The sequence below is a fragment of the Bacillus cereus group sp. BfR-BA-01347 genome, assembly GCF_022663835.1.
Lineage (GTDB): Bacteria > Bacillota > Bacilli > Bacillales > Bacillaceae_G > Bacillus_A > Bacillus_A thuringiensis_K.
The window spans coordinates 189,415-203,078 of record NZ_JAKUGG010000006.1 but is presented as its reverse complement, the minus strand read 5'-3'; the positions used below and the strand labels follow the sequence as shown (position 1 = coordinate 203,078).

Here is a 13,664-nt window from a genome sequence, read left to right as displayed (position 1 = left end):
CAAGAAAAAGCGCCATCACAAGTGACGGCGCTTTTTCTATGTAAGAGCAACTAGAAGGTATCCTTCTAGCCTACTCCCATTTATAAGTCCAAAATTGTTCAAGTTGCAGCCATTTTAATGTTGCTGCATCTTTGTTTTTTATTTTTGCATGCGTATCTTCCAGCATTGCTTCTGTTTGTGAACGGTGCGCACCTAATGCAGTTAATTTATGATCAAATACTTCACTAATGTTATTTACAACATCCGGTTCTCCTAATACTGCTTCACGATTTTTCGTAATCGCAACAGCATGGATAACTGGGCGCTCTTCTTTTGGCATACGTGATACAGCGCGAACGACAGCGCGGCCAAATGCATTATGATCTGGATGTACACCGTGCTCTGGATAAAATGTAATAATTCGAGATGGATTTACTTCTTGAATGATTGCTTCAATTTTGTCAGCAACGAAATCAACATCTTCAAATTCTAACGTTTTATCATGGAAGCCAAGCATTCTTAAATCTTTAATGCCCATCGCTTCACAAGCATCTTTCAATTCTTTCTCACGGATATTTGGAATCGTTTCACGGTTAGCGAATACGTTCTTACCCATGTTACGTCCCATTTGTCCTAGAGTACCACATGCATATGTTACAGGTACTCCTTGATCTGTTAATAAGCGAATTGTTCCTCCCGCAGCATAGGCTTCATCATCTGGATGCGGAAATACAACAAGTACATGTCTCTCCATAAGTTTCCCTCCTTCTTACTTAAATGGTGTTAAGCTTAACTCAAGTGCAACTGCTAGACGACCTAAATTATCATGTCCAGCTAGTAATAAACGCTCTTGACCATCTACTTCCCAGTGCGTAATACCTTCAGCATATACCCAACCGTGATCCATTTTTAGACCAACTCGGTATGGATTTGTTCCAGTTATCTTCCCGCGTTCAAAACGGATAATTGCATTTCGAATGAAAGCACCAACTGTCATCATCTTTTCATTTATGTGTGATGCATACGCTCCGTTTGTCGTTTCTAAATGAATATATACATCTTTATTTACAAAACGTTCAATTTCATTTTGAATAAGAGAACTATCTTTTACTATTTCCATCGGAATTCACCTCTTTAAACCATTTTACGCAAAAATAATGTAAATTGCTATCTCTATATTAGAGGACAACGCTCACTTTTCCTAATAATTTGCACTGTGTTTTTTATATTTTTTATATGATATGTAAAAAATACATTTTTTCCTTCACTTTGTTAAATAGTTTTCTTTCTTTTTTGAATTTGCTACAATATATTTTATCCCGCATTATTGCAGCGAGATACATTTCGACAATTGAATACATAATTTAAAGAAGGTGACATGGTTGGAACAATCAGCACATGAAGTAGCAAATTGGCAATATTATTTTGCAATTGCCGTATTTTTAATCACGTACGGATTTATTATTTCTGAGAAATTGAATCGTGCTGTAATCGCACTATTCGGTGCTGCTATTATGATTATTTTTGGAGTTGTAGATTTACATACTGCTTTCACATCACATATTCAATGGGAAACGATTACCCTTTTAATTGGGATGATGATTCTCGTACATATTACGAGTCAATCAGGCGTCTTTGAATTTGTGGCCATTAAAGCGGCAAAAGCAGCTGGCGGAAAACCGATTCGCATTTTATTATTACTATCCCTATTAACTGCTGTCGGATCAGCATTTTTGGACAATGTAACGACTGTTTTATTAATCGTTCCTGTTACATTATCCATTACACGTATTTTAAAAGTAAATCCTGTGCCTTATTTGATTTCAGAAGTGCTGTTTTCAAATATAGGCGGAACAGCAACATTAATCGGTGATCCACCTAATATTATGATTGGATCAGCAAACAAGCATTTAGACTTTAACGCCTTTTTACTTAACTTAGCTCCAATCGTAATTATTATTTCTATCGTGACACTTGGCATTATTTACTTCATGTATCGTAACAAACTAAAAACAACACCTGAACAAATCGAAAAACTAATGGCATTAAACGAAAAAGATTACATTAAAGATCAAAGCCTCCTTTTAAAATCTATTTCGATTTTAGGACTAACTATTTTAGGCTTCGTACTTCATTCGATTATTCATGTAGACGCTGCTGTTATCGCGATGACAGGCGCTACACTTCTTATGTTAATCGGCGTGAAAGAACATGATATTGAAGATGTATTTGCCCACGTTGAATGGGTAACCATTTTCTTCTTCGCCGGACTATTTGTTCTCGTTGGCGGGTTAATTGATATCGGACTTATCTCTTCACTTGCAAAAGAAGTAATCGGCGTAACAAACGGTGACATCGGATTCGCAGCTATACTTATTTTATGGGTATCTGGCATCGCATCTGCGACAATCGACAACATCCCATTTGTCGCTACGATGATTCCTCTTATTCAAGACTTAGCTACAGGACTCGGACTATCTGTCGATTCTCCGCAAATCGAAGTACTATGGTGGGCGTTATCTCTTGGAGCTTGCTTAGGAGGAAATGGAACGCTAATCGGAGCATCTGCAAACGTAGTCGTTGCTGGTATTGCAAAACGTGAAGGACATGCTTTCTCTTATATGGACTTCTTAAAAATTGGTTTACCATTAACTATTGTTGCACTCTTGTTATCACATGGTTATATATATTTACGTTATTTAATGTAAAAGTTGTATTGCATGAAATTATATCGTCAAATACAAAAGGTTTGCAGCATCGTGCTGCAAACCTTTTTTCATCACCAAAATATACCGATAATTGCTAACCCACCTAAAATCATACCACCAATTTGTCCGACAATTGTTGGTGATAATTGAACACCTTTTCTCACTTCAACAACTGGTCTTTCGTGCCTTAGTTGCTGCACTTCGCTTTGCAGTTGATGTACACTTCCGTGTAACTCTTTAATTAGTTCCTTTAATTCAGCGACCTCTTCATTTACTGGTTTTACTTTTTCTAAATTCATTTTACATAACTCCTTATAAATTCAATCAGTTCACTGTAAATTTTCGCCAATTATCATTATATCTCCTGCATACTACATATATAATATTGAATGTATTCGCTAATCTTGCAACCCTATCCATTCATCCCGCAATATCCCCATAATGATACGATCAAAACACTTCCCATCTCTTTGAACCGCTTCTCTCATACACCCTTCCATCTGAAAACCTATCTTTTTATACAACGCAATGGCTGCTTTATTATAAGAAATCACATCCAGACCGACGCGGTGTAAATTCAATTCATAGAAAGCATATTTTAAGATAAGATGGATTGCTTCTCTTCCATATCCCTTTCCTCTATCATTTGCATCTCCTATACCAATGGCTAATAAACCCGTTCTGTTATTCCACTCTATGCCATGAATTGCAACAAAACCAATTAAGCAATCATCTTGAACTGTCCTTAACATAAAAGAAACACTATTCGATCTCCGTCCCTTTAATAGCCCATCACTTGCTATTTCTTGTATCGATTGCGGGAATGCTACATCTGTATCTACATTCCTTAAATACTCACTATCTTCTTGCCACATAGCCATTACTTCAGCATCTGCTTCTCTCATAACTGATAATTTAACCGTTTTATTTTGAAAAAGATTCATTGTCATTTCAAACTCCCCTTTATTAAATAATGGGGATAATTATTCTAGCCTATTTATCCCCTATTTCCATAAACTGCTTTATAAACGGGATACTTACAATAAGTGCTGACATCGGCACATCTCCTCTGCATTAAATTAAATTTATTGTATAATTTTTTATTTATTCTAACAATAAAAAAGACCCTCAAAATTCAGAGGATCTTCCTAACATCGAATCTATATTATTTCGTAAACATTTTCTCTGCTTCATCCATTGCCATTTTGTTACCTAAAGCAGAATAGTCAAGCCATGGTTGGTCATTAATAATGTATACGTGCTTACCTTTAACAGCTTTTAAGTCTTTCCAAATTGGTGTTTCTTGAAGTTGTTTAAATGCAGCTTTCGCTTTATCATCTCTGTTAACGACAACGAAAATAGCATCTGCATCAAAGTCAGGTAATACTTCTTGTGAAATGACTTCGAAAGGACGGTTTCCATCAATTTTCTCTACACCATTTGCAGGTTGTAATCCTAAGTCTTGGAATAAAATTGGTCCCATCGGTCTTTTCGTACTAAATACTCGTAATTCTTTTGCAGTAACGCGCATTGCCATTACTTTTTCGTTATTACCTAATTCTTTATCTATTAAACTTTTTACTCGTTTTGATTGCTCTTCGTAATCTTGAATATATTTATCCGCTTCTTTCTCACGGTTTACAAGTTTACCAACTTGTTTTAACTGATCTCTCCACGTGCCTTCATCTAAGTTGAAAGAATGTGTTTTTGCAATTTTTTCGTATTTCGCTAAATCTTTGCCCGCGTATTTTTCATCCACATAAATGTCAGTTGGCTTCAATTGAAGTAACGCTTCCATATTCGGATCTGTTACAACACCAAGTTTCTTCGTATCTTTCAACTGCTCTTTTGCGTGTGGTAAGAAATCTTTTAAATCTCCGCCAATAACAGAACCTACTGGTGTAATTCCTAATGCAAGTAAATTATTTGTTAAATGAATGGACATAGAGGCGATTTTTGGATCATTACTTTTTTCCGTTTTTTTCGTTGCCTCTTCATTAGCTTTAGTTTGACCACATGCTGATAATACTAAAATACACATCATGCTAAATAAAATAGTAAGTTTCTTTTTCATATGTTCTCCTCTTTGAAGTATTTATTTTGTTTTTGTAAGTAAATAAAGAAAATACGGTGCTCCTAATGCCGCCACTACTACACCAGCTGGAATAGAGTTTGGCTCAAATATAGAACGACCTATCGTATCTGCTAGCACTAAAATAATCATTCCGATAATGCTAGCTAAAGGAAGAAAGTGTTGATATGTAGTACCTACTAACTTCCTTGCGATATGCGGAGCAACTAAACCGATAAAACCAATCCCTCCTGCCATCGATACACTTGCGCAAGATAATCCAACCGCTGTAGCTAAAAGTAATAACCGTTCTTTTTGAACAGAAACACCAAGTCCCGCCGCTACACTATCACCTAGTGACAATGCATTTAACGTTTTAGATTTTAGCCACGCATAAGGGGTTAGTATGAAAATCCAAGGTAATAATGCAAGGACATGAATCCAATCCCTTCCCCACACGTTACCAACTAGCCATCTAGAAGCGAATGTATACGTCTCATCATTTAACTTGAGAGAGAAAAATAACGAAATTGCACTAAAACCAGCTGAAACTGCAATACCAACGAGAATAAGTCTAATGGGAAGTAAACCATTTGACCGATCACTCGCAAGTAAAATAATAAGAAATGCAGCTAATACTCCTCCGCCAAATGTAAATAACGGTATTAAAATAGATGCACTTTCATTAATAGAATGAAAGAATGTAACGAATATAATTAGCCCGAAAGATGCACCTGAATGCAGTCCAAGAATACCAGGGTCTGCAAGTGCATTACGGGATAATCCTTGCAAAATCGCACCGGAAATCCCAAGGCCAATACCGGCTAACATTGTGATTATAATTCTTGGCATACGATAATCGTATAGCACGGTTGCACTTTCAAAATCACCATAACCGAAAAGCGTTTGAATTACTTTGAGCGGTGCAATGCTAAGTGTCCCTGTATTTAAGCTAAGTAAAATGACAGCGATACTAATACAACCAAAAATTGTAGTTACAGTAATGGCTCTTTTTTTATCTGTGTTAATAAGACCCTTCACTTATAGCTCCCTCCCAACTTTACGTGCTATATAGAGGAAGAACGGAACTCCAACAAGAGCTACCATAATTCCTATCGCAAGTTCTTTAGGAGGGTTTACTGTTCTTGCCCCTAAATCAGCTAAAACTAATAACATAGCTCCTAATAACGCTGACATAGGAATAATGAGTCTATAATTCACACCAACTAATTTTCTAGCAATGTGGGGGATAACTAGTCCTACAAATCCAATAGAACCAACAGCTGAAACAGAAACACCTGCTAGAATAACTACTATAATCATCCCTAGTATTCTCGTTCGGTTCGTTTTCACTCCTAAATTTGTAGCAACATCATCCCCCATTGATATGAGTGAAATAGATCTCCCTAACACTATTGCAAAAATAATCGTTATAAGAATAATAGGGACTAAAAATTTCAAGTGTTCCCACTTAACCCCTGCAACACCACCAGCATACCAAAACGCTAAATCTTGGCTTAAATCATAATAAATCGCAACACCTGAACTTAATGAATGTAAAAGCGCTGCCATAACAGCTCCAGCAATCGTTAACCTCATTGGTGTTAACCCACCTGATGTTGCTGATCCAATAACAAAAATAAGTACTGTACTTAAGACTGCTCCAATAAAGGAAACAATCATTAAATAGGAATACGGCATATGCGGAAAAAAAGCAAAACTAAGTGCTACTACAAACATCGCTCCTGCATTTATGCCAAGTACACCTGCATCAGCTAAAGGATTTCGTGTTACTCCTTGCATAACCGCTCCAGCGACCGCAAAAGCTGCCCCTACAACTGCTGCGCCAATTACCCTTGGGAGCCTTAATTCGTAAATGATTTGATGCTGCGTTAATTTCGGATTGTAATCAAAAACCGCTGTCCACACCGTTTGCAAATGAATATCCTTTGCACCAAATGCGACGGCCAAAAATATAGATCCAATTAAACATATAATTGTTAAGCTCATAAAACATATTAACTTAATATGTATCCAGCGGTTATTGCCAGCACGTATAGTAGACTTATGTAACATGTTTCATTTCATCCTTTATATTCAGTTGTTTTTTATAATTATTTTTTATTTATAATTAATATTGATAATAATTATCATTTTCATTTAGATATTATATCCCCACTTTTTTTAAATAGCAAACTATTTTTTACTTTGTTATATATTAAAATACTTATTACAATTCCCCTCTAAAACTTACAAATACATGCAAAATAGACTACTGGTTTATTTTTTAAATTGTAGTATACTTAGTCATTATTTTGAGTTTTCTAACAAAAATAAAGGAGACACAATGTTCTATATAAAACAACTATTACATTTCACTTACGAGCAAGCATTATCTTGTTTATTCCCAGTCGTTATTTTCTTAACACTAGCCCTATCAAAAATCATTTCTATCCCAGGGTTATACCGCTATGATTTTATACTCATCGTATGTCTTCTTATGCAGTGGATTATGTACAAAACTGGACTTGAAACAAAAGACGAGCTAAAAGTAATTACTGTCTTCCACCTCATTGGCCTTCTACTAGAAATATATAAGGTACATTTCGGTTCGTGGATTTATCCTGAAGAGGCGTATTCAAAGATTTTTGGAGTTCCGCTTTACAGTGGTTTTATGTATGCAAGTGTCGCCAGTTACATATGCCAAGCGTGGAGGAGGTTGCATTTACAAATGCATTATTGGCCGAAAGCTATTTTTATCGTGCCATTAGGAGCAATGATTTACTTCAATTTTTTCACGCATCATTTTCTATACGATTTTAGATGGTTCTTAACTTTACTTCTATTCATCGTTTTCTCTCGCACATTTGTACAATTTTCATTACAAGGCGTTACATATAAAATGCCACTCGTTCTCTCCTTTTTCCTTATCGGATTTTTCATTTGGATTGCAGAGAACATCGCAACATTTTTCGGAGCATGGCAATATCCAAATCAACGGGAAGCATGGAGTCTCGTTCACTTAAGCAAAATTAGTTCATGGTTTTTACTCGTTGTTATTAGCATTATGATTGTCACGCAGCTCAAACATTTGAAGGAATCAAAAAGATAATGCTGATTATGTAAAAACAGTTCCCATCACTCATTAGAGAGTGATGAGCTAATTGTTTTTAGTAATATTTTTTAAACCGTCCTTATCAAGGGAGTTATAATTTACAAGAGTATAAGCAATTACACATTATGAACTGCTACTAGCAGAAGATGTTGCTACAGATGAAGCGGCAATCGTTGCCATCATGGCTGCCTGTTGTGCTTGTATGAGGACTTCTATCATTGTTTGTAAACCTGTGTTAGTAGCTTTACTTTCCTCACCTTTCTGACTTACGAACAGTTGAATAGCAATAAGAATATTTGTATCTGTATGCCAACGGAACAATTTATCCCCCTGCAATTTTTCAATAAATGCTCGAATAGAATGAATCTCTTTTTCTCCGTCCTCGAGTAACGCTAGTAGCCCGATAGCTGGGTAATGCATCTGTTTTACTTTTACCTTTTCTTGCTTTAACAAATTCCATATATTTGTGCATTTTGCAACTAATAGTTCTTCCCTGACATCCTTCTTTAATGAAAGAATATGACTCAAAAATTGAAGATCATTCCCTTTACGTAAACCAGCTGTCGCTAGTTTCTGATAAAGACGTTCCACTCGGTCCATAAGTGTTTCTACATTCTCTGATTGTCCTGCTAATAAAACCGCGAGCGGATAATCATTTGTACTTGTAAGAAAGAGGTGATCCTTTTTCATGCGTTTATATACTTGCATCGAACGCTGAATGTGCGCGCCATGCTGTTCATTTTCTTCTGTTAAAAGCACAGCTGCTGCGAGATAAGTAAATATACTCCGGCTAAAGCCACCAGTGACCAATTGTTCATATAAATCTAAAAACGTGCGAAAAGCTTCCTTGTAATCTGTAAAGTGAATATCTAATGTTGCGGCCACTACAAAACGATGATAAGACTTTAAGTATGAAAACATCCCTACCTCATTCTTAATATAACTACTAATTTCTAAAAAACGTCCGAGATCAAACAATTTATCACTACCTGCATACATAGCAGCAATCATCATTCCTGTTCGAGAATCACTCGTTTTCCATTTTAGTTCTCCCTTTAACTGTACATATGTATGTTTATATTGCTCCAACTTTTGTTCTAATGTAATCATAGTATTCACCCCTATTTCTAGTTCTTCTCTATTATTATACGTATATTCCATATTTAGGAATACTATAATTAATAATCACAACATAAAAAATTATAAAATTCTCTAATCCTTCAAGAAGTTATACAAAAAAGGTAGATAATAATTTATCTACCTTTTTTGTATATATTATTTAACATTACACCTGTATTGCTTGTTATATGCAATTAAGAACTAAAGAACTTTAACAATACGTTCCATCGCCTTCATTTGCCCAATATGATCAGCTTCATGATAAAGCATCATACCGTAAAGCTCACCAACTGTTTCTAGTCCTAAGAACGGCTCTGGCAGTTTATTTTCAAATGCTTCTGCTGGAATTTCGTTAATACGTTTTGCTTGTTCTTTTAATTGAGCCATTAACACGTCTAATGATGGTCCTTCTGTTTTCCATTTAGACGGTCTTGATCCATACCCAAACATACCTGGATATTCAGTTGGTAATTGTTTAAATTCTTTTCCAAACATGAAAACTTCTGCTGCCGTTAATACATGACCGATATGCCAGCGAATTGTATTGTTAAAACCCTCTGGCTGTGTATCTACAGTTTTATCGTCTAACGTCTCCATAAATTTAAGCAATTCTCCACGCGTTATTTCAAATTGTTTTAAGCCAACTAGTCTATTCATTTGATCGTTCTCCTTCTTCATGTACCATTTATTATGAACTAAGAATGTTCAATTTATTAAAGTTTCACCTTGTTTAATCTATCAGAAACAAATAAGAAATACATCTAATATGCTTATTAAAAATAATAAAAAGGTTCACTCCTCGTAAATATAGAATTACTTACTATGTAAATAAAAGAGGAGTGTACTTGCATGTTACATATTTTAAAACAGCAATATAATCTTATTAGCTCTACAAGAGAAACTCTATTTTCATTTTTGGAAGAAATCCCAGTAGAAAAATTACATAGCACAGTTCCTAATTTCGGAAGCGGTAGCATTATAAAGACTCATATTCATGTAGCCGATTGCTATCGATACTGGCTTGGATCATTCGCATTCAAACAAAAACGAGCATGTTTTGAAATCCAATCAAAACATGCTCTTAAAATATTCTATCTTACAATCTCCATATCCCCATCAATACCAAATAGTCTCCGCATAATTATATGCATCACTATTTGGAATAGCATGTTTCCCTTGCGCTTGCGCCTTTCTTGGATCTAAATCATATACCATTGGTGTATAGCATGATGTTTGCCCTTTATTCACAACACCATTTCCTCCAGCACTCCCGCAAGTATATGCCTTTCCATCTGTTTTTCTTACGATTCTTGCATCAGCTTCGTTATTATATACTGCTGCACGAGTTACTGTAACTTTTGCCCACGCTGTCTTACACGTTGTGCTAAATTTTAATTCCACATAAGAATTGGAATCAATCCACTTCTTTTCTTTCGTTACTGCTGATTGATCGCAGCTATTGTAATATGGACTTTTCCCATCATATGAATGGTCTTCTGCATATGCTTTATCATTATTCGTCGTGCTAAACATACTAGTTAAAACGAGCAATGATAGACAGAAACATGTACTTACCTTTATTAAAAGTTTCATAGCACTCCGCTCCTTTTTAATAGCGTCCTGTTTTTCCATAACCGTTATTAAAAGTAACTGCTTCAGCATCTGCTGTGTATCCGAAATCAGCAGTTAAATCAAATACCATTCCTGTATACGTACTCGTTTGACCTGTTTTTATTGTCCCGTTCCCCTGATTGGAAGTGACTGATTTTTGGAATACACCATTTTTATATTTATTCACAACAGCGTACGCATACACTCCTCCAGAAACAGCTGGTGCTGGTTGATCTAAAACAAACTTAGCCCAAGCTGCATGACATTTATTACTGTAACGTAAATACACTGTCCCTACTTTTTTACTACCTTCGTACACCGCTGTAGACTTTGCATTAAATCCATCTGCATCACACGTTGTACTGCCTCCGTATACTTTCGTTGTTGCTGGATTTTTCCCGTCATAATAACTACTTAAATCAGTAGCTGCAAATGTACTTCCTTGGAAACTAAATAATACCCCTACACTCGCTACACTTAATACACATACTTTCATTAACTTTTTAAACATTTTCAATTTCCTCCCTCAAAAAAAGTACGTATAATAAAGACAATCTATCCCCTATGTACGCCCCTCCTTTCATGCTTCCTAGAGGCATCTTACAGAAACGAATAAACGTTGTAAATTTCCTTATGATTATTGGAATATACGAAGAAATTTACGTAATCGTCTAAGAAAAAAAGTTGAGAAATACACATGTTATAGCATTCTTTATTTAAAACATAAAAGAACCGATACTCGTTTCATGCAAGCATCGGTTCTTTATACAAAATTGCCATTTTTACTATTATATAAAATAAATATTTCTCCACTTAATCCGTTGTAAGAAACTCCCTCGTTACATCAATAAATTGCTGCAGTGGCGCTGTCATCCATTTATCTTTATGCCAAGCAATTTGTGTATAAATCGGTGAGATTTCATTTTCTAAATGTAACTCTTTTATCGTCCCCTCTCGTATATCTTTTTCTACTACTATTGCTGGTAACACAGCTATTCCTAAATCTGCAATAACACATTGTTTAATTGCTTCGACACTAACGAACTCAATTTTATTTGCTGGATACACATCTTCTGTACGAAATAGCTCTTCAAATAAAGTCCGGTACGAGCATCCTAGCTCTGTTAGCAATAACGTCTCACTTTCTAAATCTTTTGTAAAAACGGAAGCTTTCTCGAGTAAGTGATGTCCTGAAGCAGCTACTACTTTTAATTCTTCTTTCATAAGCGGCTCCACATGTAAAGCATCTTCTGTTTTACATTCGTCCAAAATAAAGGCAAGATCGACTTTTCCCTCCATCAATTGTTCCTTCGCATCTTTATTGGAATGCGCTGGTTTAAATATAAGCTTTATTTGAGGAAATTGTGCTTTAAACCTCTTTAATATAGAAGGAAGTCTATATGTACATTGGCTTTCTTGCGCACCAATTATTAACGTACCTGCTATTTCTTCATCATCTTTCACAGCCATTTTTGCTTCGTTGCTGAGCGCAATCATCTTGTCGGCATATAGTTGAAACTTCCTACCTGCTTCAGTTAAGAAAAGACGTTTTCCTAATCTTTCAAATAACGGCGTACCTAGCTCAGCTTCTAACGTTTTAATTTGCGCTGTCACACTCGATTGAGCAAAGTTTAATTTCTTCGCAGTTTGTGTAAAATTCAAAGTATCCGCCGCTACTTTAAATGTAATTAATTGTTTTATCTCCATTTATCATCCCTCTTTTCAATCGATATTCCCGATTGATTTCATCGAAATAATCCTCTTTGTCTATTGATATTTGTATTGTATGATAAAGAGCATCTACAAACAATAAAAATGGAGGTATTCCATATGAAAGCAATTTGTTTCGAACAGTTCGGAAATCCGGATGTACTACAATATAAAGAACTAAATGATCCAATCATAAATCCAAATGAAATTTTTGTCCGCACGAAAGCAATCGGTTTAAATTTCGCCGACATTTATAGACGTCGCGGTGATTATCATCTCGGTGGCAACCCACCGTATATATTAGGTTATGAAGGGGCTGGCATTGTAGAAAAAGTAGGAGCTGACGTTACGAATATTAATCCTGGAGATCGTATTGCATTTGCTGACGTTCCATTTGCAAATGCAGAACTAGTTGCCGTTCCATCGAAGAAAGCAATTAAGCTTCCAGATTCTATCTCTTTTAAAACAGCCGCTTCTGTCTTATTACAAGGATTAACAGCACATTATTTAACGAAAGATAGCTATCAAATAAAACAAGGTGATATAGCTTTAGTACACGCTGCTGCTGGAGGTGTTGGGCAACTTCTTATCCAAATAATTAAACTACTAGGCGGAAAAGTAATCGGCCTCACATCATCAAAAGAAAAAGCACAAATAGCTACATTAGCTGGTGCTGATCACGTATTTTTATATAAGGAAGCATGGCCTGCGAAAGTACTTGAAATAACAAACGGTGATGGAGTAAATGTTGTATATGAATCAGTAGGTTCTACGCTAGAGGAAAGTTTTAGCGCAACTAAAACTGGTGGTACTGTCGTATTTTACGGAATGGCTGGCGGTAATCCTACGCCCGTTGATCCGCGTATGCTTATGGATACTTCGAAAACTTTAACTGGCGGAGACCTTTGGAACGTGCTTACATCTTATGAAGAGAGAAAAGAACGCTCCTCTCAATTATTCGAATGGATTACGACCGAAAAATTAAAGATCGCAAGTCCTACTACCTTCTCTTTACAAGATGGTGCCCGTGCTCATGAATTATTAGAGAACAGAAAAAGCACAGGGAAGATTTTATTAATCCCATAATTATTCCAATAAAAAAAGGAAGCTAGAATGTATTTCTTTGCTTCCTTTTTTAACATTATTTATGTTCAATCTCGCTTCTTTTCAATAACCCTGTTATTTATATTTTTTCTCTACGCTTCTCTTTCTAGGCCCCTCATTTTTAAGTTTATATAATAAACGAATCTAAATATTAAAGGAAAGAACAAACCTCCTAATATCAACGATCCAATAAATACAGTATCAATAAAAGAAAGAATCCCAAATAATAGCATTCCAAAAAAATAAA

At 35.6% G+C, this 13,664-nt stretch carries 15 protein-coding genes and 1 pseudogene; 4 read left to right on the top strand and 12 right to left on the bottom strand.

Features of this window, described 5'->3' with window-relative positions:
* Nucleotides 1-70: 70 nt before the first annotated feature.
* Both bshB2 and MR143_RS12515 read right to left on the bottom strand, forming a co-directional pair.
* Nucleotides 71-733, bottom strand: a complete 663-nt coding sequence (bshB2, locus tag MR143_RS12520) for a bacillithiol biosynthesis deacetylase BshB2 (protein WP_000439487.1) — start codon at nucleotides 731-733, stop codon at nucleotides 71-73.
* Nucleotides 734-748: 15 nt separating this feature from the next.
* On the bottom strand, nucleotides 749-1,099 hold the full coding sequence (locus MR143_RS12515; RefSeq protein ID WP_000407046.1) for a YojF family protein: 351 nt from the start codon (nucleotides 1,097-1,099) through the stop codon (nucleotides 749-751).
* A 262-nt stretch (nucleotides 1,100-1,361) separates the two neighbouring features.
* On the opposite strand from MR143_RS12515, the gene MR143_RS12510 reads away from it, so the two are divergent.
* The gene (locus MR143_RS12510) at nucleotides 1,362-2,687 is read left to right on the top strand and encodes an ArsB/NhaD family transporter (RefSeq protein WP_000437989.1); all 1,326 of its coding nucleotides are present in this window, start codon (nucleotides 1,362-1,364) and stop codon (nucleotides 2,685-2,687) included.
* A gap of 71 nt (nucleotides 2,688-2,758) precedes the next feature.
* Here the strand turns inward: MR143_RS12510 and MR143_RS12505 are convergent, their stop codons facing one another.
* The 5 genes from MR143_RS12505 to MR143_RS12485 all read right to left on the bottom strand — a co-directional run bounded on the left by MR143_RS12505 (nucleotide 2,759) and on the right by MR143_RS12485 (nucleotide 6,834).
* Nucleotides 2,759-2,986 carry a coiled-coil domain-containing protein gene (locus MR143_RS12505; RefSeq protein WP_001047528.1) on the bottom strand — a complete coding sequence of 76 codons (228 nt, stop codon included), beginning with the start codon at nucleotides 2,984-2,986 and terminating at the stop codon, nucleotides 2,759-2,761.
* Between the two features lie 99 nt (nucleotides 2,987-3,085).
* Nucleotides 3,086-3,637 carry a GNAT family N-acetyltransferase gene (locus MR143_RS12500; RefSeq protein ID WP_000178499.1) on the bottom strand — a complete coding sequence of 184 codons (552 nt, stop codon included), beginning with the start codon at nucleotides 3,635-3,637 and terminating at the stop codon, nucleotides 3,086-3,088.
* 215 nt (nucleotides 3,638-3,852) lie between these two features.
* Entirely contained in the window at nucleotides 3,853-4,761 is a 909-nt protein-coding gene (locus MR143_RS12495) for an iron-hydroxamate ABC transporter substrate-binding protein (protein WP_000728234.1), read from the bottom strand.
* A gap of 21 nt (nucleotides 4,762-4,782) precedes the next feature.
* Complete coding sequence (locus tag MR143_RS12490) at nucleotides 4,783-5,799, bottom strand: FecCD family ABC transporter permease (protein ID WP_000677271.1); 1,017 nt, start codon at nucleotides 5,797-5,799, stop codon at nucleotides 4,783-4,785.
* Entirely contained in the window at nucleotides 5,800-6,834 is a 1,035-nt protein-coding gene (locus MR143_RS12485) for a FecCD family ABC transporter permease (protein ID WP_000902712.1), read from the bottom strand.
* A gap of 271 nt (nucleotides 6,835-7,105) precedes the next feature.
* Here MR143_RS12485 and MR143_RS12480 point away from each other — a divergent pair, with 271 nt between their 5' ends.
* Entirely contained in the window at nucleotides 7,106-7,870 is a 765-nt protein-coding gene (locus MR143_RS12480; protein WP_000499381.1) for a DUF817 domain-containing protein, read from the top strand.
* Between the two features lie 126 nt (nucleotides 7,871-7,996).
* Here MR143_RS12480 and MR143_RS12475 read toward each other — a convergent pair whose 3' ends face one another.
* On the bottom strand, nucleotides 7,997-9,034 hold the full coding sequence (locus tag MR143_RS12475) for a DUF4003 domain-containing protein (protein WP_002164117.1): 1,038 nt from the start codon (nucleotides 9,032-9,034) through the stop codon (nucleotides 7,997-7,999).
* Between the two features lie 159 nt (nucleotides 9,035-9,193).
* Complete coding sequence (locus MR143_RS12470; RefSeq protein ID WP_152664942.1) at nucleotides 9,194-9,670, bottom strand: DinB family protein; 477 nt, start codon at nucleotides 9,668-9,670, stop codon at nucleotides 9,194-9,196.
* A gap of 171 nt (nucleotides 9,671-9,841) precedes the next feature.
* Between MR143_RS12470 and MR143_RS33430 the strand changes: the two are divergent.
* Nucleotides 9,842-10,063: pseudogene (locus MR143_RS33430) on the top strand (DinB family protein); the annotation flags it as partial.
* Nucleotides 10,064-10,108: 45 nt separating this feature from the next.
* Here the strand turns inward: MR143_RS33430 and MR143_RS12460 are convergent.
* The 3 genes from MR143_RS12460 to MR143_RS12450 all read right to left on the bottom strand — a co-directional run bounded on the left by MR143_RS12460 (nucleotide 10,109) and on the right by MR143_RS12450 (nucleotide 12,310).
* Complete coding sequence (locus tag MR143_RS12460) at nucleotides 10,109-10,585, bottom strand: DUF2690 domain-containing protein (protein ID WP_000770759.1); 477 nt, start codon at nucleotides 10,583-10,585, stop codon at nucleotides 10,109-10,111.
* 16 nt (nucleotides 10,586-10,601) lie between these two features.
* On the bottom strand, nucleotides 10,602-11,114 hold the full coding sequence (locus MR143_RS12455) for a YjfA family protein (RefSeq protein ID WP_000473750.1): 513 nt from the start codon (nucleotides 11,112-11,114) through the stop codon (nucleotides 10,602-10,604).
* A 302-nt stretch (nucleotides 11,115-11,416) separates the two neighbouring features.
* Nucleotides 11,417-12,310 (bottom strand): LysR family transcriptional regulator, encoded by an 894-nt coding sequence (locus MR143_RS12450; protein ID WP_000403879.1) that lies wholly within the window; start codon nucleotides 12,308-12,310, stop codon nucleotides 11,417-11,419.
* Nucleotides 12,311-12,433: 123 nt separating this feature from the next.
* Between MR143_RS12450 and MR143_RS12445 the strand changes: the two genes are divergently transcribed.
* Complete coding sequence (locus tag MR143_RS12445) at nucleotides 12,434-13,399, top strand: quinone oxidoreductase family protein (protein WP_000643677.1); 966 nt, start codon at nucleotides 12,434-12,436, stop codon at nucleotides 13,397-13,399.
* The last annotated feature ends 265 nt before the right edge of the window (nucleotides 13,400-13,664 follow it).